21 protein-coding genes are annotated in these 23743 nt (G+C 62.2%); 11 read left to right on the top strand and 10 right to left on the bottom strand.

Features of this window, described 5'->3' with window-relative positions:
- Window positions 1-109 precede the first annotated feature (109 nt).
- Complete coding sequence (locus tag A8V01_RS08495; RefSeq protein ID WP_245892390.1) at window positions 110-1576, top strand: hypothetical protein; 1467 nt, start codon at window positions 110-112, stop codon at window positions 1574-1576.
- On the opposite strand, the gene A8V01_RS08490 is transcribed toward A8V01_RS08495, so the two are convergent.
- From A8V01_RS08490 to murI, 4 genes are all read right to left on the bottom strand, one after another.
- Window positions 1566-2666: an NADH:flavin oxidoreductase/NADH oxidase gene (locus A8V01_RS08490; RefSeq protein ID WP_103095489.1), complete on the bottom strand. Its 1101-nt coding sequence runs from the start codon at window positions 2664-2666 to the stop codon at window positions 1566-1568. The two genes, A8V01_RS08495 and A8V01_RS08490, sit on opposite strands and share 11 nt — an antisense overlap.
- 165 nt (window positions 2667-2831) lie before the next feature.
- Window positions 2832-4046, bottom strand: a complete 1215-nt coding sequence (gene hemA / locus A8V01_RS08485) for a 5-aminolevulinate synthase (RefSeq protein ID WP_103095529.1) — start codon at window positions 4044-4046, stop codon at window positions 2832-2834.
- Window positions 4047-4174: 128 nt separating this feature from the next.
- Window positions 4175-4972, bottom strand: coding sequence for an MBL fold metallo-hydrolase (locus A8V01_RS08480; protein WP_245892389.1), 798 nt, complete (start codon window positions 4970-4972; stop codon window positions 4175-4177).
- A 23-nt stretch (window positions 4973-4995) separates the two neighbouring features.
- Complete coding sequence (gene murI, locus A8V01_RS08475) at window positions 4996-5847, bottom strand: glutamate racemase (RefSeq protein WP_425437294.1); 852 nt, start codon at window positions 5845-5847, stop codon at window positions 4996-4998.
- A 107-nt stretch (window positions 5848-5954) separates the two neighbouring features.
- Here murI and plsY point away from each other — a divergent pair, with 107 nt between their 5' ends.
- From plsY to A8V01_RS08450, 5 genes are all read left to right on the top strand, one after another.
- Window positions 5955-6542, top strand: coding sequence for a glycerol-3-phosphate 1-O-acyltransferase PlsY (plsY, locus tag A8V01_RS08470; RefSeq protein WP_103095486.1), 588 nt, complete (start codon window positions 5955-5957; stop codon window positions 6540-6542).
- Window positions 6539-7654, top strand: coding sequence for a DNA-processing protein DprA (dprA, locus tag A8V01_RS08465; RefSeq protein WP_342747358.1), 1116 nt, complete (start codon window positions 6539-6541; stop codon window positions 7652-7654). Before plsY ends, dprA begins: the two co-directional genes overlap by 4 nt.
- An 11-nt stretch (window positions 7655-7665) precedes the next feature.
- On the top strand, window positions 7666-8301 hold the full coding sequence (locus A8V01_RS08460; RefSeq protein ID WP_103095484.1) for a hypothetical protein: 636 nt from the start codon (window positions 7666-7668) through the stop codon (window positions 8299-8301).
- A 111-nt stretch (window positions 8302-8412) separates the two neighbouring features.
- Entirely contained in the window at window positions 8413-11040 is a 2628-nt protein-coding gene (gene topA / locus A8V01_RS08455) for a type I DNA topoisomerase (protein ID WP_103095483.1), read from the top strand.
- The gene (locus A8V01_RS08450; RefSeq protein ID WP_103095482.1) at window positions 11037-11216 is read left to right on the top strand and encodes a hypothetical protein; all 180 of its coding nucleotides are present in this window, start codon (window positions 11037-11039) and stop codon (window positions 11214-11216) included. The genes topA and A8V01_RS08450 overlap by 4 nt, the downstream gene beginning before the upstream one ends.
- 38 nt (window positions 11217-11254) lie before the next feature.
- Here the strand turns inward: A8V01_RS08450 and A8V01_RS08445 are convergent, their stop codons facing one another.
- The 5 genes from A8V01_RS08445 to lepB all read right to left on the bottom strand — a co-directional run bounded on the left by A8V01_RS08445 (window position 11255) and on the right by lepB (window position 16379).
- A complete protein-coding gene (locus tag A8V01_RS08445; protein ID WP_103095481.1) occupies window positions 11255-12766 on the bottom strand; it encodes a glycosyltransferase family 39 protein in 1512 nt (503 codons plus the stop codon).
- Between the two features lie 135 nt (window positions 12767-12901).
- On the bottom strand, window positions 12902-13969 hold the full coding sequence (locus tag A8V01_RS08440) for an SGNH/GDSL hydrolase family protein (protein WP_103095480.1): 1068 nt from the start codon (window positions 13967-13969) through the stop codon (window positions 12902-12904).
- On the bottom strand, window positions 13966-14859 hold the full coding sequence (gene era, locus A8V01_RS08435) for a GTPase Era (RefSeq protein ID WP_103095479.1): 894 nt from the start codon (window positions 14857-14859) through the stop codon (window positions 13966-13968). The genes A8V01_RS08440 and era overlap by 4 nt, the downstream gene beginning before the upstream one ends.
- Window positions 14856-15524, bottom strand: a complete 669-nt coding sequence (rnc, locus tag A8V01_RS08430) for a ribonuclease III (RefSeq protein ID WP_103095478.1) — start codon at window positions 15522-15524, stop codon at window positions 14856-14858. The genes era and rnc overlap by 4 nt, the downstream gene beginning before the upstream one ends.
- Complete coding sequence (lepB, locus tag A8V01_RS08425) at window positions 15525-16379, bottom strand: signal peptidase I (protein ID WP_245892388.1); 855 nt, start codon at window positions 16377-16379, stop codon at window positions 15525-15527. It abuts the gene before it with no gap.
- Between the two features lie 162 nt (window positions 16380-16541).
- Between lepB and pgi the strand changes: the two genes are divergently transcribed.
- Window positions 16542-18062 carry a glucose-6-phosphate isomerase gene (gene pgi, locus A8V01_RS08420; RefSeq protein ID WP_103095476.1) on the top strand — a complete coding sequence of 507 codons (1521 nt, stop codon included), beginning with the start codon at window positions 16542-16544 and terminating at the stop codon, window positions 18060-18062.
- Window positions 18063-18127: 65 nt separating this feature from the next.
- On the opposite strand, the gene A8V01_RS08415 is transcribed toward pgi, so the two are convergent.
- Window positions 18128-18790, bottom strand: coding sequence for an RBBP9/YdeN family alpha/beta hydrolase (locus tag A8V01_RS08415; RefSeq protein ID WP_103095475.1), 663 nt, complete (start codon window positions 18788-18790; stop codon window positions 18128-18130).
- Window positions 18791-18971: 181 nt separating this feature from the next.
- On the opposite strand from A8V01_RS08415, the gene gor reads away from it, so the two are divergent.
- The 4 genes from gor (at window position 18972) to mce (ending at window position 23723) form a co-directional block, all read left to right on the top strand.
- On the top strand, window positions 18972-20318 hold the full coding sequence (gene gor / locus A8V01_RS08410; protein ID WP_103095528.1) for a glutathione-disulfide reductase: 1347 nt from the start codon (window positions 18972-18974) through the stop codon (window positions 20316-20318).
- A gap of 164 nt (window positions 20319-20482) precedes the next feature.
- Window positions 20483-22009 (top strand): acyl-CoA carboxylase subunit beta, encoded by a 1527-nt coding sequence (locus A8V01_RS08405; protein ID WP_103095474.1) that lies wholly within the window; start codon window positions 20483-20485, stop codon window positions 22007-22009.
- An 89-nt stretch (window positions 22010-22098) separates the two neighbouring features.
- The gene (bktB, locus tag A8V01_RS08400) at window positions 22099-23289 is read left to right on the top strand and encodes a beta-ketothiolase BktB (protein ID WP_103095473.1); all 1191 of its coding nucleotides are present in this window, start codon (window positions 22099-22101) and stop codon (window positions 23287-23289) included.
- Window positions 23286-23723 (top strand): methylmalonyl-CoA epimerase, encoded by a 438-nt coding sequence (mce, locus tag A8V01_RS08395; protein WP_103095472.1) that lies wholly within the window; start codon window positions 23286-23288, stop codon window positions 23721-23723. Before bktB ends, mce begins: the two co-directional genes overlap by 4 nt.
- The last annotated feature ends 20 nt before the right edge of the window (window positions 23724-23743 follow it).

The raw sequence follows: 23743 nt of genomic DNA, 5'->3' as shown, positions 1-23743 counted from the left end.
GTTTCGTTTGTGGCGGACAAGTTGGCGCGATCTTAACTCTCGCCGCGCTAGACGGGCAGCGATGCCGAACCATGACGATCGATCTTCGTTTCCGCGCTGGCGGTTGCTGATGCCAGCAATGGTAGCACTGGCCTTTGCGCCTGTGCTCCTGGCGTCCGTGCCCGGCTTTGTGGACATGCCCTCGCACATGGCGCGCCATCACGTTCTGGCGAACATTGCCCACGATCCGGCGCTGGGTAGAATGTTCTCGGTGCATTGGCAGTGGATCGCCAACCTGGGGGCAGACTTGCCTTCGGTGCTGCTGACTCCACTTCTGGGCAGCGAGCGGGCGACGGTGGTTGTAGCTGCGCTGCTTGCACCGCTTATGGTGCTGGGGTTGTTCCAGCTTTCACGCGCTGCGCATGGGCGAGTGAGCGCCAGCGCGTTTGTTGCGCTTCCCTTCGCCATGCATCAGGCATGGATGTGGGGCTTCCTCAATTACTGCATGGGCGTGGCGCTGGCTCTACTGGTTGCGGCCTGGCTCTACGCTCGTCCGCGCGGCCGAAGCCGGGACCAGGCACTGCTGGCCGTGGCTGCACTTGGCGTCTGGACGGCGCATATGGCCAGTTGGGTGATCCTGTTGATCCTGGCGTTGGGAAACGAACTGGGCGGGCTCAGGAACTGGCGCGAGCTATGGCCCGCGATCCGTCGCAATCTGGTCCTGCTGATCCCGATAGTGCCGTTGCTGCTCTGGCGCTCGGAGGCTTCAGGCAATGGCGGCGGGCCGGCTTATGTCGATTTCGTGAATACCAAGCTGATCGTTTTCGCCAGTGCCTTGCGCGGCACGGACAAGTTCGTCGATTTGGTTCTGCTGGCGGCGATCGGCGGTGCAAGCGTGGTTGCCCTGGTATGGGCCGCAGGACGCAGGCTGGAGCGTCGCCTGCTCATTAGCGGCATGCTGCTGGTCATCGCTACGGTTGCAGCGCCCACGACTATTCTCAACGCATGGGGCACCGATCTGCGCACCGCGCCCATAGCGTTGCTCGTCCTCGTACTTGCAATCGCCCCAAGCGCCCGGCCCGAGCGCGAGCGGCTTGTCGTGATTGCGGGCATTGCCCTGTTCTGCGTACGGGTTGGGACAGTAGCTCGCGACTGGACAGTGCACGGGCGAAGCCTGGAGCAACGGCTGACAGTGCTGGAAGCTGTGCCGCACGGCAGCCGCCTTGGCTATCTATGGGCAGCGCCCGAATGCGGCTTCCCCTGGCGGCTGGTGCCGGACGAAAAGCTGGGCAGCTATGCGCTTACGCGCAGGGATGCTTACACCAATACGCTGTTCATGGTCGATAACGCCAAGTTGATGACCATTCGTGATCCACTACTGGCGCAGCGATGGGTGAGTGGTTCGCAGGACGTGCCGCCGCTTTGCCCGCAGAACCGGGCGGATCTTGCGACCCTTCATACGAAGATGGCGGCGATGCGGGCGGACGGCTTCGATGCTGTCTGGGTGTCGGGCGGCGTTCCCGCGGACCTGCCGCCGCCGCCCGGCTTCGTGGTGGCGAAGCGGGCTGGCGGTGACACGCTGTTCGTCAGGCGCTGACGAACAGATCCTTGTAGGCGCGGGGCTGGCTGCGCAGGAACTGCGGTGCCACGGCGATCTTTGCGCCGAGTGCGGCTGCCGCGTGCCATGGCCAGCGGGGGTCGTACAGCACGGTGCGGGCAAGCCCGATCATGTCGGCATCACCGGTCGCGATAATGGCTTCGGCCTGTTCGGGTTCGGTGATGAGGCCCACGGCAATCACCGGGATGGACACGGCCTGCTTCACTGCCCTTGCCAGAGGCACCTGGTAGTTGGGGCCGACGGGGATCTTCTGATCGATATGCAAGCCACCGCTGGAGACGTGGATCGCTGCCGCACCGCGCGCTTCAAGTGCCTTGGAGAAGGCGATGGTCTGATCGATGTCCCAGCCACCCTCGACCCAGTCCGTACCGGAGAGGCGCACGGTGACCGGCTTGTCAGCCGGGAACGCCGCGCGCACCGCGTCGAAGACTTCCAGCGGAAATCGCATGCGGTTTTCAAGGCTACCGCCGTATTCGTCGGTACGTGTGTTCGAAAGGGGTGAAAGGAACTGGTGCAGCAGATAACCGTGCGCGGCGTGGATCTGGATCGCGTCGATCCCCAGGCGGGCGGAACGATGCGCGGCTTCCGCAAAGGCGTTGCGGACGCGTGCAAGCCCGGCGCTGTCGAGCGCGACGGGGGAATTTTCATGAGCTTCGAAGGGTAGATCGGACGCAGACACCGTCTGCCAGCCGTTGGGGGCGTCAGGCGCTATCTGTGCGCCGCCGTCCCAGGGCTTTGCGGTGCTGGCCTTGCGACCGGCATGGGCAAGCTGAATGGCGATGGGCATGTGAGACCAGCGGCGCACGCTTTCAAGGACCTTGGCCATGGCGTCTTCGGTTGCATCATCCCACAGACCGACGTCGGCGTAGGAAATGCGCCCTTCCGGCACGACGGCAGTAGCTTCGATCGTCAGGATCGCAGCGCCTGACTGGGCAAGCTGGCCGAGATGCTGGGTGTGCCAGTCAGTCATGCGGCCGTCTTCGGCGGAGTACTGGCACATGGGGGCAATAACGATGCGATTGGCGAGCGTGACATCGCCGAGAGTGAGGGGCTCGAAGAGCTTTGCCATGGATGGTCCTCTGGTCATTTCGTTGCAGGAGAGGGCGCGCAGGGCTGCGCCGCAACGGATGTGCACTTGGGAACGCAGGGCATAAGAAAAAAGGCCCCCCACGTAATGAGAGGGGCCTTTCGGACTGGAATATCTTGCAACTGCTTGCGCGTGATACGCAGCCGCTCAGGCGGCGAGGCGCATTTCCAGTCGGTCCCAGATTTCGACGAGTGCGTCGGTCAGTTCGCGCATCATCTCTTCGGTGTGTGCGGGGCCGGGGGTGAAACGCAGGCGTTCGGTGCCGCGCGGCACGGTCGGGAAATTGATTGGCTGCACATAGGCGCCATATTCTGCGAGCAGGATATCGCTGATCTGCTTGGCGCGCACCGGGTCGCCCACCATGAGCGGGACGATGTGCGTAACCGAATCCATCACCGGCAACCCCGCATCGCGGAACATCTGCTTCATCATTGCCGCAGAGCGCTGCTGGCCATCCCGCTCCACGCTGGAACTCTTGAGGTGGCGCACGGATGCGAGCACACCCGCGACCAGCACCGGCGACAGCGACGTGGTGAAGATGAAGCCGGGGGCATAGGAACGAATGCAGTCGATGATCTTGGTATTGGTGGCGATGTAGCCGCCCATCACGCCAAATGCCTTGCCGAGCGTCCCCTCGATGATGTCGATGCGGTGGGCCGCCTCGTCACGATCGGTGATGCCGCCACCGCGCGGGCCGTACATGCCGACAGCATGGACTTCGTCGATGTAGGTGAGGGCGTTGTACTTTTCCGCCAGGTCGCAGATCGCGTGGATCGGGGCGACGTCACCATCCATCGAATAGACCGATTCGAAGGCGATCAGCTTGGGCAGGTTGGGATCTGTTTCGGCCAGAAGTTCTTCAAGATGTTCAAGGTCGTTATGGCGCCAGACCTTCTTCTCGCAGCCCGAATTGCGGATGCCCGCAATCATGCTGGCGTGGTTCAATTCGTCCGAGAAAATCACGCAGCCTGGCAGTAGCTTGGCCAGCGTAGACAGTGTGGCGTCGTTCGAGACATAGCCCGAAGTGAACAGCAGTGCGCCCTGCTTGCCGTGAAGATCGGCCAGTTCGCGTTCGAGATCCACGTGATAATGGGTATTGCCACCGATGTTGCGGGTGCCGCCAGATCCTGCGCCCACATCATGTAGCGCTTCTTCCATGGCCTCGATAACCTTGGGGTGCTGGCCCATCGCAAGATAGTCGTTCGAACACCATACAGTGATCGGCTTCGGACCGTTGTGGCCGGCGAAACACCGTGCGTTCGGATAGGCGCCCTTGTTGCGCAGGATGTCGATGAAGACGCGGTAGCGCCCTTCGGAGTGAAGGCGCTCAATCGCCTGGTCGAAAATGTGCTCGTAGTTCACGGTGTCGACTTTGTCCTGCCTTGCCTGTTCCGGCGCCTGCCCAAAGCGTCGCGTCCGTTGTCCGGACTGCATTTGCTGGGGCCAATAGCTTATCGCGTCTCTCATTGCCAGTCGCTTGTACCTGAGGGCTAATCGGAAAACGTGCCTGCGGAAAACGGGATATCCGAAGGTTCGTGTCCCGCGACCACCGTCATCTGGGGCGCCGCGCGGTGCAAGGCATTGATCGTCATCAACCAGCAAAGGTTTTCCCGACGGAACGATGGCGCTTCGTCGCGGGTGGCGATGCGGGCAGGAAGGCGCAGTTCCTTCCAGTTGACCGCAAGCTTGGCGACATCGCCGGCGAACAGGTACTCGCGATCGTCCGCCAGTCGGACGTACACCATCTGCGACCCCGGCGCGACTTTACCAGTCGGGATCACGACCACGCCGGGAGCTATCGCATAGGGGGCGCTGCCGGCCGGTCCGAGTTCCTTGCCTGCCCGGCGAGTACCCGCCTCGTGCCCTCCGTTGTGGGGCGGCTTGTCGGCAAGAAGGACCGTGTGAGACGCTTTCGACAAAGCCAGATCGATACGGGACTGTGCCGCTGCGTCGAACTTCTCGAAATCATGCGCTTTGGCTGAAGCGCGCGAAATACCCGCATCGATGAGGATGGGGCCGCCGCCGGGCACAATGAATTCATAAGCGCGGATGATGTTGGGGACTTGCCGCAGCCCGCCTCCAGCGACGAGCATATTGCGTGAAGTCATGCGCAGGCCGACTGTTTCCACGCGCAGTTCGATGGGACGTTGGCCTTCCTTTGCCGCAGCCAGATCGCGCAGAGATGAAATGGTCAGCGGCACTGCCTTCGCATCGTTACGCCCCGGCCCCGGCCCGGCATCTACCAGGAACCAGTAGTAGGGGATGGCGATGATGAGCAGTACCGACAACAACCATAAATTGAGTCGTCGCGTCAAAACCTCTCGATCCTCAAAAGCCCGTATTGCGCAAGCTTGTCAGCATAGGCATCGGGCATGTCTCCCTGGCCGGTAAATAGCGCGAGGTCAGGGCCTTGGCGAGAGTATTCCTGCCCTGCGGTGAGACGGGCCAGCTGTCGTGCAATACCCTGCGCACCATGCACGAAACGCACTCCGGGACCGAATGCCTCGGCCAGTTCGGTCTCGACCAGAGGAAAGTGGGTGCAGGCCAGCACCACGGTATCGATCCGATTGCCGTCTGGCTGCGCGCGCAGCGCTTCGGCGGCCTGGCGGATGAGCGCAGGATCCACTCGCTCGCCGCGCAGCTTGGCCTCTGCCGCTTCGACAAGGCCCGGCGCACCGTGGCGCAGCAGGCGCTTGTCGGCCGCGAATTCGTGTTCGAGCCGGTCCACATAGGCCTGCCGGATCGTCGCTTCGGTGCCAAGCAGGCCGATCACGCCCGTTTGCGTCATCGCGGCAGCGGGCTTGATCGCGGGCACGGTGCCGACGATCGGAACTTCCAGCACTTCACGCACCATGCCCAGCGCGATCGTGGAGGCGGTATTGCAGGCGATGCAGACAAGGCGCGGGCGCAGCCGTTCGGTCATGCGGCCAAGAAGCCCCGCGACCCTTGCGGCGATCTGCGCTTCGGTTTTGGTGCCGTAAGGCAGGCCGGCAGTGTCGGCAGCGTAGATTATCGGCGCGTCAGGCAGCACTTTGCGCACTTCTTCAAGCACGCTGAGGCCGCCCACGCCCGAATCGAAGAGCAGGATCGGTGCGGTCGCATCTACCTTGTCGAACATGTCGGCGGACCTTTGCGGCACGCTCTTGATATCGGAAGTCATCATCAATCCCTGGACCTTGCCACCTGTTAACCGCCCGGGGGTTGTTCCCGCAACGTCGAATGCTGCAACCTGTCTTCTGCAAAGCGCGATAGGGCGCTAAGGCGCGTGACATGGCTTGGATTCTTCCTCTCTTACTCGGCTACCTCCTCGGATCGGTGCCCTTCGGTCTCCTCCTTACCCGTGCGACCGGGGCGGGCGATTTGCGCTCGATCGGTTCGGGCAACATCGGGGCAACCAACGTGCTGCGCACCGGCCGCAAGGGTCTGGCCGCTGCGACGCTACTGCTTGATCTGCTCAAGGGCTTGGCGGCGGTGCTGATTGCTGCACACTTCTGGCCCGAGTGGGCGCCGGTGGCCGCGCTGGGCGCGTTCCTTGGTCATTGCTTCCCTGTCTGGCTGAAGTTCAAGGGGGGCAAGGGCGTTGCCACTACAGCGGGCGTCGCCTTCGGGCTCGCATGGCCGGTGGGCCTGGCTTATGCGGTGACGTGGCTGGGGCTGCTGGCGACGGTGCGCATCTCTTCGGTTGCAGGAATGGCTGCAGCGGTCGTCGCCCCGCTGGCGGCATTCGTACTGGGCTACCCGCAGGCGGGGCTAGTGCTCACCGTCATCGCCCTGCTGGTGCTGTATTTGCATCGCGAGAATATCGGCCGTTTGCGGACGGGCACGGAGCCGCGCGTCGGGGGCGGCAAGAACAAGTGAGCGGATCGGGCGGTCTTTCGCAGGAAGAGGCCTTCGCCCGCATCCGGCTGTTGCGCTCGCCCAATGTAGGGCCCATGACGTACCGGCATCTCATCGCGCGTTTCGGCGATGCGGCGAAGGCTATCGCCGCCTTGCCCGACGTCGCAGGACGCTCTGGTCGCGCTTACAAGCCGGCGGATGAATGGCGTATCCACGATGAGATCGCCGCTACCCGCAAGGCGGGCGCCCGCTATCTTTTCCATGATTCGCCCGATTATCCTCGCCTGCTGGCGGAAACGGAGGGTGCGCCTCCGATCCTGACCTGGCGCGGCGACCTTTCGGTGCTGGCGCGGCCCTGCGTGGCGATTGTCGGCGCACGAAATGCGTCGGCGGCTGCTATCCGTCTGGCGCGGGAATTTGCGCATGGACTGGAGGCAGAGGGCTGGACGGTCGTGTCAGGGCTGGCGAGGGGGATAGACGGCGCGGCACATCAAGGTGCGCTGGCCGGAGCCGGGGCTGGCGCGACCGTCGGCGTAATCGCCAGCGGCATCGACGTGATCTATCCACCCGAGCATGCGGCACTGCAGGAGGAAATCGCAACGCGTGCCCTGCTGCTGGCAGAGCAGCCGCCCGGCGCCGAGCCGCTGGCACGTAACTTTCCCGCGCGCAATCGCATCATCGCCGGACTATGTCTGGGCACGGTAGTGGTCGAGGCTGCGCCGAAGTCCGGTTCGCTCATCACCGCACGGCTTGCCGGCGAAATGGGGCGGCAGGTCATGGCGATCCCTGGGTCTCCGCTCGACGCCCGCGCCCATGGCTGCAACCAGTTGATCCGTGACGGCGCGACGCTTGTGCAGACTGCGCATGACGTGATCGAGGAACTGACGGACTTTTCCGGCGTGGCGCGCACGACATTGCGCGAATCGCCGGTCTTCTGGATTGAAGGCCAGCCCGCCGCGCAGGTCGATGCATCCTGTGACATCGCCGGATTGCTGACGACCGCTCCGGTTGGCGTGGACGAACTGATCCGTCAGTCAGGCGCGTCGCCGTCCGCCGTTCAACTGGCGCTCGTCGAGCTGGAACTAAGGGGGGATCTGGTACGCCATGCGGGCGGGCGGGTTAGTCTGGGGTAAGGGGGACGAGAATGAATTCACGGTTCAGCGTCGGCGATTTGACGCGCGAGATCGCCGTCATCGCCGGGCAAAACCTGCCGTTCCTGATTGTGATCGGCATGCTGCAGGCTGTGATTTACACAGCGTCAGACATGGTTTCGCCTACGACGACGATATTCGTCGGCAGCATAGTCGCGCTGATTTTCGATTATGCGGTCCTGCAGCGGCTGCTTGGCCACTGGGGAGAGCGTTGGCGGCTCGGGTCGCTGTTCGTGGCGCAGCTTTTGTCGGGTCTTGGCATCATGCTTGGCTTTGTCCTGCTGGTCCTGCCCGGCCTGTTTCTGATGGCGCGCTGGTCGCTTGTTCCCGCTTTCATCATCGTCGAGGACAACCGTTCGCAGGAATCGCTTTCGTCGAGCTGGACAGCCACTGCGGACTGCTGGCTGCCGATCGCGATCGCATATGCCATCAACGCTGCCATCCTTGGCGCCGTATTGGTCGGGCTGGAGGTCGGGCAGGACTATGTCGCCGATTTCCCGCCCCTGGCAGTTTCCGTTACGCCCAACCTTTTTACGGCAGTCTACTCTATCGTCGCCTCGCTTGTGGCGGTGGCTGCCTTCCGATTGTCAAGAAGCGAGGCCAGTGACCTCGACAACGTCTTCGCCTGAATGCAGGGGGAGCGTCGCCACGAGGGTTGACGAAAGCCCCCAAGCCTTCCCACCCTATGCGCATACACCTGTGCGCGTACGTGTACGTGAGGGGCAATAAGAAAGTCTGAAATGCAGTTAGTCATCGTCGAATCGCCCGCCAAGGCAAAGACCATCGAAAAGTATCTGGGCAAGGACTACAAGGTTCTCGCCAGCTACGGCCACGTCCGCGACCTGCCGCCCAAGGACGGCTCCGTCCGCCCGGACGAGGAATTCGCGATGGACTGGGAACTCTATGGCGACAAGCAGCGGCAGGTGAAGGCGATCACCGATGCCGCCAAGGAAGCCGACCGACTGATCCTCGCGACTGACCCTGATCGCGAAGGTGAGGCGATCTCGTGGCACGTAAAGGAACTGCTGGCCAAACGCCGCGCGCTGCCCAAGGACGTGCAGCGGGTGACGTTCAACGCGATCACCAAGGAAACCGTGACCAAGGCCATGCAGGCCCCGCGCGAACTCGATCAGGATCTGATCGACGCGTATCTTGCCCGTCGTGCGCTGGATTATCTGTTCGGTTTCACGCTTTCTCCCGTGCTGTGGCGCAAGCTGCCCGGTGCCAAGTCCGCAGGCCGCGTGCAGTCGGTTGCGCTGCGTCTGATCGTCGACCGCGAGCGTGAGATCGAGGCGTTCAAGCCGCAGGAATACTGGTCGGTCGCCGCGCTGATGGCACATGACGGTACGGACTTCACCGCCAAGCTGGTGACGTTCGAGGGCGAGAAGCTCGACCGGCTGAGCCTTGGCGACGAAGGCGTGGCGATGCGCGCAAAGGCAGCGGTGCAGCAGGGCGCCTTCAAGGTCGAAGGTGTTGAAACCAAGCCGCATCGCCGCAACCCGCAGCCTCCCTTCACCACGTCCACGCTGCAACAGGAGGCTGCGCGCAAGCTGGGTTTCTCGGCCAGCCAGACGATGCGGGTGGCACAGACGCTCTACGAAGCGGGCGCGATCACCTACATGCGTACCGATGGCGTGCAGATGGACCCCAGCGCCATCTCAGCCGCCCGCGCCGCCATTGCCGAGCGTTTCTCCGGCCATTTCGTCCCCGAAAAGCCGCGCCATTACGAAACCAAGGCGAAGAATGCTCAGGAAGCGCACGAGGCCATTCGCCCGACCGACTTTTCCAAGGATCGTTTCGGTTCGGGGGATGAGGCACGCCTTTATGATCTGATCTTCAAGCGCGCGATGGCCAGCCAGATGGCGTCGGCCCAGCTTGAACGCACAACCGTCACTCTGCGCGATGGCACCGGCCGCAACGAACTGCGCGCCTCGGGGCAGGTCGTGAAGTTTCCGGGCTTCCTTGCCGTTTACGAGGAAGGCCGCGACAACAAGTCGGACGATGATGAAGAAAGCGGCCTGCTGCCCTTCATGAAGGCAGGCGACATGCCCGCCAAGAAGGACATCACCGCCGAACAGCACTTCACGCAACCGCCTCCGCGTTTCTCTGAAGCGAGCCTCGTCAAGCGGCTGGAAGAACTGGGGATCGGGCGTCCGTCCACCTATGCCGCAACGATTCAGGTCATCAAGGACCGCGCTTACGTTCGGACCGAGAAAAACCGTTTCTTTGCAGAGGAAACCGGGCGACTCCTGACATCGTTCCTCGAACGCTTCTTCCCCCGCTATGTGGCGTATGAATTCACTGCAGGTATGGAGGATGAACTCGATGACGTGTCGGGCGGCCGTCAGGAATGGAAGGCGCTGCTCGAAGCTTTCTGGCGCGACTTTAAGCCCAAGTCCGATGAGGTCATGGAAAAGAAGCCCTCGGAAGTAACCGAGGCGCTCGACGAATTCCTGTCCGACTATCTGTTCCCGCCCAAGGCTGACGGCACCGACCCGCGTGTCTGTCCCAAGTGCGGTGAGGGGCGCCTGTCGCTGCGTGGGGGCCGTTATGGTGCCTTTGTGGCCTGTTCGAACTACCCTGAGTGCAAGTTCACCCGCAAGTTCGCGCAGCCCGGCGGTGCAAACGATGGTGGCGATGACGAAGGGCTGGGCAAGGATCCCGAAACCGGCATGGAGATCACACGCCGTTCGGGGCGTTTCGGTCCCTATATCCAGCTGGGAGAAGGCAAGGAGGCCAAGCGCGCCTCGATTCCCAAGGATATCGACGAACTGACGCTGGAATGGGCGATCAAGTTGCTCAGCTTGCCGCGCACGGTCGGTCCGCATCCGGAGACGGGCAAGGATATCACTGCCAGCATCGGGCGTTATGGCCCCTATCTGGCCCATGAAGGCAAGTACGCACGCCTGCGCTCGACGGCGGAAGTGTTCGACACCGGAATGAACGCCGCGGTGTCGATGCTGGCCGATGCCGCCAACCGCGGCGGAGCAGCTTCACGTGCCAAGGCAGAGCCGCTCAAGGTTCTGGGCGCTCACCCCACTTCGGGCGGTGAGATCAAGGTCATGGCGGGCCGTTATGGCCCATATGTGACTGACGGAACCACTAACGCCACGCTTCCGCGCGACCAGAAGCCCGAAGACCTGACTGCCAAACAGGCGATCGTGCTGATCGATGAAAAGGCTGCGAAGGGCCCTGCCAAGGGCAAGAAGAAGGCACCGGCGAAAAAGGTCGCACCGAAAAAGACGGCTCCGAAGAAGGCTGCTGCCCCGAAGGATGCTGCCAAGAAGGACACTGCGGCGAAGGCGCCTGCTAAGAAGACCGCAGCCAAGAAGGCTCCGGCCAAGAAGTCGAAGGAGGCCGCAGAATGAGCGACAAGGTTGCCAAGCACAAGCAGCCCTGGAAGCCCGAGGAATTGCAGAAGCTGCAAACCCTTGCGGGCAAAGGGAAGGGGCTCAAGGAAATCGCCAAGGCCCTTAATCGCACTGAAGAATCGACTAAGGATGCAGCCCGTCTGCACGGGATGAACATCGCCAAGGCACGCTGATCAGGGTGACGGCACTCCGACTCCGGTCGGGAGTGCCGTTACTTGAGTTTCCAGAGGCCGAACCGGCGCGTGCCCAGGGTGACTTCGGCGTAAGCGCGATAATTGCGATGCAGCGCCTTCATGACGATAGCGCGAGTCTCGTCATTGGCGCGGTTCGGGCGCCCGGAAAGCGATATGACTACAACGCCGGGGCGGCTGGCCATGATGCGCCGCACTTCGTCTGCCGGGTTGATGCCAAGCGCCTTGGCCTCGTTCATGGCGTTGAGGTGGCTGGGGTAGGCGAAGCGCGTCGGGATGCAGGCATTGGTGGTGCGATAGAGCGCGCTGTCTCCTTCGAAGACGTAGAGGCAGCGGCCACGCAATTCGCGCGCGATATCATGCGTGGCGGCAGTGAACTGTGCGGCGCTGCCTTTCTCACGTACTTGCAGGGCAGGGACGATGATGGCGCCGATGACGCCAAGAGCCGACAGCAGGTTGCCGTACCAGCGCTCGCCTTTGTCGTTGCGTGCGAGCGCCGGAGCAGAAAGGGCGCATAACGGAACAAGCACCGGCCCCAGATAGTGATCGTACCAGGTGCCGAAGACGAGGAATCCGCCCAGGCTGGCCAGCGCCCAGATACGAAGGCAGGGTAGGACGGCCGGCCGTATACCCCGGACCTGGGGCAGGCGGAACGGCGCCAGCAGGAGGGCAAAGGCGAATGGGATCAGCGCTACGCATTCCTTCGCCAGTCTTGCAAATGCCTCCGGCAGGTCCGTCGTCCGTCCAAGGATGGACGTGAAGTTGGCGTGAGCGAAGGCTTCCCCATGTCCCGCAAGTGCGTAGCCCGCCCATGCGACTCCGGTGGGAGCCAGCGCTACGCTGATCCATGTGATGCCGATGAGCGCAACCTGCCGGCCTGACCAGCCGTCTAGCCGGCCACGTATCAGAAGCATCAGGCCAAAGGCAGCTCCTTCGAAGACCACACTGTACTTGATCTGCATCGCCAGCCCGAGCAGCAGCATGGCCTTCATCCCACGGCGGGGAAGCGAGGCATCGTGCGCTCGCGCGTGGGCCTCCATGACGATGAGCGCAGCCGTGGCAACCGGCAGGTTGTAGAACACCGGAGACTGACCGAGCGCTACGTTGAAAACCGGCTGCCACAAGAGGTAGACCAACCCGGCCATGCGCGCGGCTCGCTGGGGGGCGATTAGGTGCGCGATGCGTTCGATGACAAGCGCGGTGAGAACCGAGCAGATCAGTCCAAGCAACTGGTAGCCAAGAACGGGATCGAAAGGCAGGGCAAAGGCGGCGCGATAGATCGCGAACAGACCCCAGGGCTTGCGGTCCCATATATCGATGTAGGGCAGGGCGCCCTGCGCCATGCGTTGCGCCACCAGAAGGTAGAATTGCTCGTCCGACTGGAATGCCGGCTTGCCGAACATCATGATCCGCAGCGCGAAGGCAACCGGCACGAATAGCGCAAGCGAGCCCCATGGCAGTTGAGTGCCGAATGAGCGGCTTATCGCTACCGGAACATCCCTTTGCGCCGCGGCGGTAGTCCGCGCGACCATGAGCGACCCTTTCCTTGTTCCGGCCGCAGGACAGGGGCGGTCGTTGGATAGGGCCGCATAAGGGTCATTGATTGCAGGAATGCGACGATGCTGGGGGCGTCGTACCTGCTTGGGACATCAAGACCGCTTCGTTGCCTAGGCGGAGGGTTTTGCGCCAGGTGCCGGCTTGGCGGTTGGGGCAGTGCTTGGTGCCGGTACCGGAACGGCCGGGATCGGTTGTCCCGGAGCGGGCTTCGTCGGGGCCTGGCCGGGCGGATTAAGGCCAGGTTCGACGGTGACTGAGGGCTTGACGGGGCGGATACCCGCTTTGATCAGCCAGGCTGAAATCCCATCTGCGGTGGCCTGCATGCCCGCCTTGTTGAGATGCCACTGCAAGCCCTGTCGACCGTCGTAACCTTGCGGGGAACCGATCATCCAGGGTTCCCTGTCGCAAGGCGTGTGCGTGGCCGAGGACTGGTTCATCTCGACAACGATGGTGCCGTGGGCCTGCGCGACCCTGCCGGTGATCTCGGCAAGGCGACGGCCGATCTCGCGCACGATTGCCGCGTCGGTCTCGCTCACCGGCGTATCGGCGCAAAGCTTGCCCGGCGGCGGCACGGGCGTCAGATACTGAACGAAGACGATCCGCGCCTGCGGTGCGGTGGCCTTTATCCGCTTCGCGATTTCGTTGAGTTGCGCTTCATCGCGGATATAATCGGCTTCGGTCGGTATGCGGACCGGGCCACAGGCCTTCGTTTTCGCTCCGGAGGCCGCGATGATCCGGGCGTTGAATGCGCAAGTCGCCGAAAAGAGATTGCCGATATAGGACAGGTCGTTGCCGCCTATTGTCACTGTCACCAGCTTGGTGTCCGGTGTGACGCTGTTTATCTGGGGCGGCACTTCGCCCCATGGGCCAAGCACATTGTCAGTGGTTGCACCGGAGCACGAACGGTCGATCAGCACCATGCCGAAACGCTCGGCAAGAAGGGTCGGATAATTGTTGAAGCTCTGCCCGCAGCGGGCCGGCCAGCTGGGCTTCACCGGAGGCAGTTGCGGGCCGGCGGCAAAGGATGAACCGATGGCCACATAGCGTTGACCGGCAAAATTCTCCTCCACCATGGCGACCTGCGCCTTTTCGGCAGCGACGGCCTTCATGTAAGGGGTGGCGCAGCCGCCCAGCAGGAATGCGGCTGCGGCGAGGGTCGAGAATGCGGCCTTCATCATTTCACCCAGTCGAGCCCGATTTCCTCGTAGATATCCTTAGTTTCGGCCCAGTTTTCCTCGACCTTGACGTGCAGGAAGAGGTGGACCTTCTGGCCAAGGACTTCGCTCAGTTCCTTGCGTGCGGCTTCGCCGATCGCCTTGATCTTGGAGCCACCCTTGCCAAGCACGATGGCGCGCTGGTTATCGCGAGTGACAACGATCTGCTGGCGGATTTCCACTGAGCCGTCCTTGCGCGGAGTGTAGGCTTCAGGGCGCACGGCGGCGTCGTATGGGAGTTCCTCATGCAGCTGGCGGTATAGCTGTTCACGCGTAATTTCGCAGGCCAGCAGGCGCTCGCTGGCGTCCGAAACCTGATCTTCCGGGTAATGCCACGGCCCTTCGGACATTTGTGCGGCAAGCCAGGTCTTCAGTTCCGGCACGCCGTCTCCGGTGAGGGCGGAGACGAAGAACACTTCGTCGAACTGAACTTCGGCGGTGAATTCCTGTGCGAGAACGAGCAGCTTTTCCTTGGCGCCCGCATCGACCTTGTTGAGCACCAGAACCTTGCGTTCCTGGCGGTCCTTCAAGGTTTCCAGCAGAGGCATCAGTTCGTGGCGGCGCAGTTTCACCGTGTCGACGATGAGCAGGATCGCGTCCGCTTCCTGCGCGCCTTCCCATGCGGCCGCTACCATCGCGCGATCGAGGCGGCGCTTGGGGGCGAAGATGCCGGGGGTGTCTGCTAGGATGATCTGCGCATCGCCTTCAAGCGCGATGCCCAACAGGCGAGCGCGCGTGGTTTGTGCCTTGGCCGAGGTGATAGCCACCTTCTGACCGACAAGCGCGTTGACGAGCGTTGACTTGCCCGCGTTGGGAGCGCCGATGACGGCGACGAGACCGCAGTGCTGGGTCATCCGAATTTCCTCATGAACTCTTCCGCAGCGCCGGTTTCGGCGTCCTGCTTGGAATTGGCGGTGGCCTGGGCCGAGCCGACGTTGTGTATCGATACCTCAACCGTGAAGCGTGCCGCGTGATCGGGGCCTGACCGGTCGATGAGCTTGTATTCGGGCATCCGGCGGCGGTTGCCGGCGGCCCATTCCTGCAACGCGGACTTGGGGTGCTTGCGCTTGCCGGTCTTGCCTTGAAGAGTGTCTGCCCACAGGCCCAATACCATGTCACGCGCGGCTTCGAAACCGCGCTCGGTGAAGCAGGCGCCGATGATCGCTTCCATCACGTCGCCCAGGATGTTTTCCGAATCCTGTCCGCCATCGTCGCGCGCCTGCTTGCCCAGGCGCATGTGCGAGCCCAAGTCGATACCGCGCGCGATCTGGGCGCAAGTGGCGCGGCTGACAAGCGCGTTCAGGCGCTGCGACAAGCGGCCTTCCGCTTCTTCGCTGTTACGGAAGAGCCATTCGGCGACGGAGAGGCCAAGTACCCGGTCGCCCAGGAATTCCAGCCGTTCGTAATTGCGCTTCTCACCGGTAGAGCCGTGCGTCAGGGCGGAAAGCCAGAGCCCCTCGTCCAGAGGTTCACAGCCGGAGTGCCTGGTCAGGAAGTCGCGGGTCTTTGTCTCAAGCACTCAGATCACGCTCCCGATCCGGTTCCAGCGCGCTGCTGTGAACCAGGTCCAGGGCTTGATCCACTCGGCCGAACCATCGGTCGAGAACATCATGACCGCTGCCTTGCCCACGAGGTTCTCCTGCGGGACCATGCCGACGCCGCCACCCTCAACCGCCGGGAAGCGGCTGTCCATCGAGTTGTCGCGGTTGTCGCCCATCAGGAACAGATGTCCTTCGGGAACCACGAAGACGCCGGTGTCGTCTTGCGGGGTCGCACCCATGTCGAGCACCGTGTAGCTTTTGCCGTTGGGCAGGGTTTCACGGAATTGCGGATAGGAACAGACTTCCCTGCCGGCCTGTGTAGTTTCGAAACCCGGGCCGCAGTCGGTGTTGGGGCTGACGGGCACGATGAAGTTCGCAACCTTGACCTTGGGAACGGACTTGCCGTTGATCCACAGCTGGCCGCCCTTCATCTGAATCTCGTCGCCGGGCAGGCCGATGACGCGCTTGATGTAATCGACGTCGTTGTCGGGCGGAGCCTTGAAGATCACCACGTCGCCGCGCTCGGGCTGACTGGCGAGGATACGGCCGGGGATCAGCGGCAGGCTGAATGGTAGCGAATACTTTGAATAGCCGTAGGACCACTTGGTGGCGAACAGATAGTCGCCGGTCAGCAGGCGGGGCAGCATGGATTCGCTGGGGATGTTGAAGGGCGAGATGATGAAGCTGCGCAGCACCACCACGCCCAGCACCAGCCAGAACAGGAACGAGAAGAAATTCTCGTCCTTCTTGGGCTTGGCATCTGAGGCCGGGGCCGCGCCATTGGTGGGGGTGCCCGCGGGCTCGGTTTTGGTCGCGCTATGGGTGTCGCTCATGGGCAAACCCTTGCTCATGGCGGCGTGCTCTCGTCAAGAGTGATCCCGACCAACGTGCGTTACGGTTCTTCCAAGTGGCCAATTATTGCACAACTCGGGCTTGGATTTCGCAACTGCGGAACGCATAAGGCGCATCCGAATGCCTATCAGGAGAAGCGTTGTATGAGCGAAGCGGTGTGGAACAAGCTGCAGGGCCTCGACAAACCTACCTTGAAGCAGCTTTTCGATGCCGACTCCGGTCGCCTCGATGCCTTCGCAACGCGCTTCGACATGGGAGAGGAGGAAAGCTCCATCGGCATCCTGTTCGACTGGTCGAAAACGCACCTTGACGCTGCGCACGTCGCCGCTTTTGAGGAACTGGCCCAGGTGCAGGACTTCGCGGGACGTCGCGCGGCGCTGTTCGCCGGAGAGATCGTCAATCCGACCGAAGGCCGCGCTGCCGAGCACACCGCTCAGCGTGGCGTCGGCAAGGAAGAGAGCGTCCAGCTCGCGGCCGAGAATCACCATCGTATGGCTGCCATCGTCGAGGCCATCCATCGCGGTGCGATGGGCGAGGTGAAGCACCTCATCCACGTTGGCATCGGTGGTTCAGCTCTCGGCCCGGCGTTGGCGATCGATGCGCTGGCGCGTGAAGGCGCTATGGTGGACGTCCACGTCGTCTCCAACATTGATGGCTGCGCGCTGGAACAGGCGTTTGCAAAGTGCGATCCGGCTACCACCATGCTGGCGGTTGCTTCCAAGACCTTCACCACCATCGAAACGATGACGAATGCCGACAGCGTGCTGATCTGGCTGCGCGAGAACGGCGTCGAGGACCCTTATGGCCGCGTGGTTGCACTGACCGCCGCGCCTGAAAAGGCGATCGAGTGGGGCGTCGACGAAACCCGAATCCTGCCGTTCTCCGAGAGTGTCGGTGGTCGTTATTCGCTGTGGTCCTCGATCGGTTTCCCTGTTGCTATGGCGCTGGGCTGGCCTGACTTCGCAGAGTTCCTCGACGGGGCGGCGGCAATGGATGTGCATTTCCGCGACGCGGACGGACTTGCGAACCTTCCCCTGCGCGCAGCGTTCGCAGATCAGTATTACACCCGCCTGCGCGGCTGCCAGACCCGCGCGGTCTTCGCTTACGATGAACGCATGGCGCTGCTGCCCGACTATCTCCAGCAACTGGAAATGGAATCGAACGGCAAGCAGGTGACTTTTGATGGCAAGCCCGTTGATGGTCCAACCGCGCCGATCACCTGGGGCGGCGTAGGCACCGATGCGCAGCATGCTGTGTTCCAGCTGCTGCATCAGGGCACCAACCTGGTGCCGGTGGACTTCATCGCCTCTATCGCGCCGGGTGACGATCTTGCCGAGGATCACCACCGCATCCTGCTGTCGAACTGCTTCGCGCAGGGCGCGGCGCTGATGGCGGGCAAGCACAGCGATGATCCCGCGCGGGCCTATCCGGGCGATCGTCCTTCGGCGACCATTCTGCTCGATGACCTGACCCCCGCCACATTCGGTGCGCTGGTGGCGTTCCACGAACACCGCACGTTCGCCAATGCAGTGCTGCTGGGCATCAACCCGTTTGACCAGTTCGGCGTGGAGCTGGGCAAGGAAATAGCCAAGCAGATCGAGCAGGGTGGCGTGGAATTCGACCCCTCGACCACTGCATTGCTGGCTCTCGCGGGGATCGGCTGATCTGCGATACGCCGGGGTGGCCGCAAGACCACCCCGGCACCCTGCAAGGGGGAGCAGGCCCGCTTTCAGGCGCGGTATTCGAGGCCCTCTGCCCAATCTGCATGCGCAGGCAGTGGAGAGCCTGGCGCAGGGACTTTGCCGTTTACCAGTTGCGCCAGCAGGCGTTTTCCATCCTCCCAACTTCCAAGGCCTGAATCGGCGTTGATGTGTCCGCCGTTGCCCGCATCCACAAATGTGCTGCCCCAGCGCCGGGCAAGGCTCTTCGATGTTTCAAAGCCCATCCACGGGTCGTTGCGGCTAGCTATCAGTAGTGAGGGAAACGGCAGAGCATCTGCTGGCGTTGGAGAGAACCCGGTGACACGCTCGTCGCGCGGGAAGAAATCCACTTCCGGCGGGGCCACGAGCATTGCGCCGATCACGGGTGCCGACCAGCTGGGCTGCTCGAACTTGGACCACCACGCGGTGAGGATGCACCCGAGGCTGTGGGCAACGATGACCACGGGCCTTCCGGCACGATGGACGGCAAGGTTCAGACGGTTGATCCAGGTGTTGCGATGCGGGTTGTCCCAAGTGCCGAGTTCCACGACCTGAGCGTTGTCAAGTTCTTCGGCCCAGCGGCGCTGCCAGTGGTGCGGGCCGCTGCCGTCAAGGCCGGGGACGAGCAGTATCAGCGGTTCCTGCGCTGGTGAGCCAGATGTGTTTAAAGAGGGTAGGGGCGAGCGGGGCATCTACGATCTCCCTTGTGCTATGCCTTCAGATATAAACTCAACCAATCAAGTTGACAATGTGTTCCTCGAACGATGCGGCGGGAAGAAATTCTTGAGCGTCGGATGGAAATGCGCGCCCGCCATGCTGGCAATCGCCTTGGCCATGGCCCATATGCGCCGCGACCCTAAGGAGCTTCATCGCATGGCCGACTACGATTACGACCTCTTCACCATCGGCGCCGGTTCCGGCGGCGTGCGCGCAAGCCGCGTTGCGGCGGCGCACGGCGCACGCGTTGCGGTGGCTGAAGAGTTCCGGGTCGGCGGTACGTGCGTAATCCGTGGGTGCGTACCCAAGAAGATGCTCGTCTACGGTGCGCACTTCGCCGAGGATCTGGAAGACGCCAAGCACTTCGGCTGGGAGATTTCCGACTGCACTTTCGACTGGAAGAAGCTGCGGGACAATGTTCTGGGCGATGTCGACCGGCTGAATGGCCTGTACACACAGACGCTTGAGAACAACAAGGTCGAGATATTTCACGAACGCGCCACTATCACCGGCCCGAACGAGGTTACGCTCGCCAGCGGTGAGAAGAAGACGGCCAGGCATATCTTGATTGCAACCGGCGCGCGCCCTCACGTTCCTTCGTGTCCGGGCCATGAGTATGGTATCACCTCGAACGAGGCATTCCACCTTGATGCCATTCCCGAGCGTGTCCTGATCGCCGGTGCCGGTTACATCGCCAACGAGTTCGCTGGCATCTTCCATCAGTTCGGTGCGAAGGTGACGCTGATGAACCGCTCCGACCAGCTGCTGCGCGGCTATGATGAGCAGATTCGCGATCGCCTGCTGCAGATCTCGCTGACCAAGGGCATCAACTTCCGCTTCAATGCGAACTTCGAGAAGATCGAGAAGCAGCAGGATGGCTCTCTGCTGGTCTTCATGAGCAATCATGAACCGATCGAGGTGGACTGCGTGCTTTTTGCTACCGGTCGCATACCGAACATCGAGGGGCTGGGGCTGGATGACGTGGGCGTGGTCGTCAACGACCGCGGTGCGATCCAGGTCGACGAGAATTCGCGCACGAGCATCGCGAGCATCCATGCCGTGGGTGATGTAACGGACCGGGTGCAGCTCACCCCAGTGGCCATTCGAGAGGGGCAGGCTTTTGCCGACACCGTGTTCGGCAACAAGCCGACCACGGTTGACTATTCCTGCATCGCCTCGGCAGTTTTCAGCCACCCGCCGATTGCGGCGGTAGGTCTTACGGAAGCCGAGGCAACCCAGAAGTTCGGCACGGTCAAGGTCTACACCAGCGATTTTCGCCCGATGAAGAACGTTGTAGCGCATCGCAACGAGCGTTCGCTTTACAAGATGGTGTGCAATGCAGAGACTGGCAAAGTCCTTGGCATCCACATGATCGGCCCGGATTCGCCGGAAATCATGCAGCTTGCAGCGGTCGCGGTGAAGGCGGGTCTGACCAAGGACGACTTCGATGCCACGGTCGCAATCCATCCTACCATGTCGGAGGAGATGGTGCTCCTAAAGTAAGGCAGCGGACGGCGAAGTGGTCCGCATATCGCCTGACGGATAGATCGCAGACACACCTGCGATAAGTGTTAACCGGGCGATTAAAAACAGTTGACGGGACGGGTTTCCCGGTCTTACGCGGATGCAGCAATTGACGCTGTATGCGCCGAGGCAAGGGAATCCGGATGTCAGCAAATATCGCCGAAATGGAGAAGCGCCGTGCCGCCGCCAAGCTGGGCGGCGGTCAGAAGCGCATCGACGCGCAGCATGCAAAGGGTAAGCTGACTGCGCGTGAGCGTCTCGACGTGCTGCTTGACGAAGGCAGCTTCGAGGAGATGGACCTCTACGTCGAGCACGACTGCGTCGATTTCGGCATGCAGGATCAGAAGATCCCTGGCGACGGCGTCGTGACCGGTTCCGGCACGATCAATGGTCGCCTGGTCTACGTGTTCAGCCAGGATTTCACCGTGTTCGGCGGTTCGCTTTCCGCCCGTCACGCGCAGAAGATCTGCAAGGTGATGGATGCTGCGATGAAAGTGGGCGCGCCGGTGATCGGCCTGAACGATTCCGGCGGCGCGCGCATTCAGGAAGGTGTCGCATCGCTCGGTGGGTACGCCGACGTGTTCCAGCGCAACGTGCTGGCATCCGGCGTAGTGCCGCAGCTGTCGCTGATCATGGGGCCTTGCGCCGGCGGTGCGGTCTATTCGCCTGCCATGACCGACTTCATCTTCATGGTGAAGGATAGCTCCTACATGTTCGTCACCGGGCCTGAAGTGGTGAAGACGGTCACCAACGAAGTCGTCACGCAGGAAGAGCTGGGGGGGGCGATTACGCATTCCAGCAAGACCTCGGTGTCCGATCTGGCGCTGGAGAACGATATCGAGGCACTGCTGGCTGCGCGCGATTTCTTCGACTTCCTGCCCTCGTCCAACCGAGATGACGTGCCTGAGCGGCCCAGCGCCGATGCCTGGGATCGCCTTGAGCCCAGTCTGGACACAATCATTCCGCCCTCGGCAAACCAGCCTTACGATATGCACGAGGTCATCCGTAAGACTGTTGATGAAGGGGAGTTCTTCGAACTTCAGCCCCTTCATGCCAGCAACATCATCATTGGTTTCGGTCGTATCGAAGGGCGCACGGTTGGCATCGTTGCCAATCAGCCGATGGTGCTGGCCGGTGTTCTCGACATCAATTCATCGAAGAAGGCCGCGCGCTTCGTGCGTTTCTGCGACGCGTTCAGTATCCCGATCATCACTTTCGTCGACGTGCCGGGCTTCTTGCCGGGCACTGACCAGGAACACAACGGCATCATCAAGCACGGTGCCAAGCTGCTGTTCGCTTATGGCGAGGCGACTGTGCCCAAGATCACCGTCATTACCCGCAAGGCTTACGGCGGCGCCTACGACGTGATGAGTTCCAAGCATCTGCGCGGTGACCTCAACTACGCATGGCCCACGGCGGAAATCGCCGTGATGGGCGCCAAGGGCGCGGTGGAGATCATCTTCCGCGGTCAGAATGCGGACGGCATTGCTGCGAAGACCAAGGAATATGAAGACCGCTTCGCCAACCCCTTCGTGGCGGCAAGCCGGGGTTACATCGATGAGGTGATCTACCCGCACTCGACCCGCCGCCGTATCGCGCTGGGCCTGCGCAAGCTGCGCAACAAGAGCCTCGAAAACCCCTGGAAGAAGCACGACAATATCCCGCTCTAAGACGGGGAGTGACCTTTTTGAGAGTACCGTGACAATGATCGGAGGCCGAATAAGCCTCCGATCGATAACAAGGGATTGGAAGTCAGGTCATGGAAGACATCTACATCGTCAGCGGCGTCCGCACGGCGGTTGGTGATTTTGGCGGTTCGTTGAAGGGCTTCGCCGCCTCGGAGCTGGGCGCCCTCGTCGCTACTGAGGCGCTGTCGCGTGCCGGGATCGAGGCCGCGGCTGTCGAGCATGTCGTCATCGGGCAGGTTATGCCGACCAGCGCTCGTGACCAGATGCTGGCTCGCGTGATCGGCATCAACGCCGGCATTCCAATCTCCACGCCGGCGCTGACGCTTAACCGCCTTTGCGGCTCTGGCGTGCAGGCGATCATCTCGGCCGCGCAAATGATGAAGCTGGGTGAAGCCACGGTAACGCTGGCTGGCGGCGCGGAATCGATGTCGAACGTGCCTTATCATGACCATGGCGTGCGCTGGGGTCGCAAAATGGGGGCGAACACGCAGGAAGATGCGCTGACGCTTGGCCTCTCGGACGCCATTGGTGGTTATCACATGGGCATCACGGCGGAGAACGTGGCGGCGCGCCACTGTGTCAGCCGTGAAGATATGGATGCGCTTGCTGTCACCAGTCACCAGCGCGCCGCCCATGCGATCGCAGATGGGCGTTTCAAGGAACAGATTCTTCCCGTCGAGGTGAAGTCCCGCAAGGGCGTAACCGTCTTCGACATTGACGAGCATGTGAAAGCTGACACGACCCTTGAAGTGCTGGGCAAGATGCGCACGGCCTTCAAGAAGGATGGTGCAGTCACTGCGGGCAACGCCAGCGGCATCAACGACGGCGCAGCTGCGGTGGTGCTTGCTACTGGCTCCGAAGTCGAGAAGCGCGGCCTCAAGCCGTTCGCCAAGATCATTGCCTGGGGTCATGCGGGCGTTGAGCCGGAATATATGGGCGAAGGGCCAATCCGGGCTGTTCCGATCGCGCTCAAGCGCGCCGGCCTTGCGCTGGACCAGATCGATGTGATCGAAAGCAACGAGGCTTTCGCCGCGCAGGCTGCCGCCGTCGCCAAGGTTCTGGGTTTTGATCCGGAGAAGGTCAACCCCAATGGATCGGGCGTTTCCATCGGCCATCCCGTCGGCGCAACGGGAACCATGCTGACTATCAAATGCATGTATGAACTGAAGCGTATCGGCGGGAAGTACGGTCTTATCACCATGTGCATCGGTGGTGGGCAGGGCATCGCCATGGTCATCGAGAACGTAGGACAAGCCGCATGAAGCTGGGCAGGCTGAACCATATTGGCGTTGCTACGCCTGACCTCGACGCCTCCATTGCGTTCTACAGGGACGTGATGGGGGCAACCGACGTGACCGAGCCCTTCGTGCTCGAAAGCCAGCAAGTGCGTATCTGCTTCGTCAATACGCCCGGTGAAGACGGCACGTCCGGTACGCAGATCGAACTGCTTCAGCCCACTGTCGCGGATTCAGCTGTCGGCAAGTGGCTGGAGAAGAACCCTCTCGGGGGGCAGCATCACATCTGCTACGAAGTGCCCGATATTCATGCGGCCAAGGCGTGGTTCGAAGGCCTTGGCAAACGTGTGCTGGGTGAGCCGCGCATGGGGGCCCACGGGACGCTGATCTTTTTCGTCCACCCCAGGGACATGGGCGGTCAGCTCACAGAGATCATGGAAACGCCCAAGGGCGCTCACTGAGAAAAGATTACGGCCGACGC

Origin of the sequence: Novosphingobium guangzhouense, from assembly GCF_002896965.1 — a bacterium.
Lineage (GTDB): Bacteria > Pseudomonadota > Alphaproteobacteria > Sphingomonadales > Sphingomonadaceae > Novosphingobium > Novosphingobium guangzhouense.
Note: the sequence above shows the minus strand (reverse complement) of the source record. Positions and strands in the feature narration are given on the sequence as shown.

Bases quoted from the DNA above. Each gene is read 5' to 3' on its own strand.
- A8V01_RS08495 (WP_245892390.1), top strand. From the start codon at position 110: ATGCCAGCAATGGTAGCACTGGCCTTTGCGCCTGTGCTCCTGGCGTCC.
- A8V01_RS08490 (WP_103095489.1), bottom strand. From the start codon at position 2,666: ATGGCAAAGCTCTTCGAGCCCCTCACTCTCGGCGATGTCACGCTCGCC.
- murI (WP_425437294.1), bottom strand. From the start codon at position 5,847: ATGATGACTTCCGATATCAAGAGCGTGCCGCAAAGGTCCGCCGACATG.
- plsY (WP_103095486.1), top strand. From the start codon at position 5,955: ATGGCTTGGATTCTTCCTCTCTTACTCGGCTACCTCCTCGGATCGGTG.
- A8V01_RS08460 (WP_103095484.1), top strand. From the start codon at position 7,666: ATGAATTCACGGTTCAGCGTCGGCGATTTGACGCGCGAGATCGCCGTC.
- topA (WP_103095483.1), top strand. From the start codon at position 8,413: ATGCAGTTAGTCATCGTCGAATCGCCCGCCAAGGCAAAGACCATCGAA.
- A8V01_RS08450 (WP_103095482.1), top strand. From the start codon at position 11,037: ATGAGCGACAAGGTTGCCAAGCACAAGCAGCCCTGGAAGCCCGAGGAA.
- A8V01_RS08445 (WP_103095481.1), bottom strand. From the start codon at position 12,766: ATGGTCGCGCGGACTACCGCCGCGGCGCAAAGGGATGTTCCGGTAGCG.
- A8V01_RS08440 (WP_103095480.1), bottom strand. From the start codon at position 13,969: ATGATGAAGGCCGCATTCTCGACCCTCGCCGCAGCCGCATTCCTGCTG.
- era (WP_103095479.1), bottom strand. From the start codon at position 14,859: ATGACCCAGCACTGCGGTCTCGTCGCCGTCATCGGCGCTCCCAACGCG.
- lepB (WP_245892388.1), bottom strand. From the start codon at position 16,379: ATGAGCGACACCCATAGCGCGACCAAAACCGAGCCCGCGGGCACCCCC.
- pgi (WP_103095476.1), top strand. From the start codon at position 16,542: ATGAGCGAAGCGGTGTGGAACAAGCTGCAGGGCCTCGACAAACCTACC.
- A8V01_RS08415 (WP_103095475.1), bottom strand. From the start codon at position 18,790: ATGCCCCGCTCGCCCCTACCCTCTTTAAACACATCTGGCTCACCAGCG.
- gor (WP_103095528.1), top strand. From the start codon at position 18,972: ATGGCCGACTACGATTACGACCTCTTCACCATCGGCGCCGGTTCCGGC.
- A8V01_RS08405 (WP_103095474.1), top strand. From the start codon at position 20,483: ATGTCAGCAAATATCGCCGAAATGGAGAAGCGCCGTGCCGCCGCCAAG.
- bktB (WP_103095473.1), top strand. From the start codon at position 22,099: ATGGAAGACATCTACATCGTCAGCGGCGTCCGCACGGCGGTTGGTGAT.
- mce (WP_103095472.1), top strand. From the start codon at position 23,286: ATGAAGCTGGGCAGGCTGAACCATATTGGCGTTGCTACGCCTGACCTC.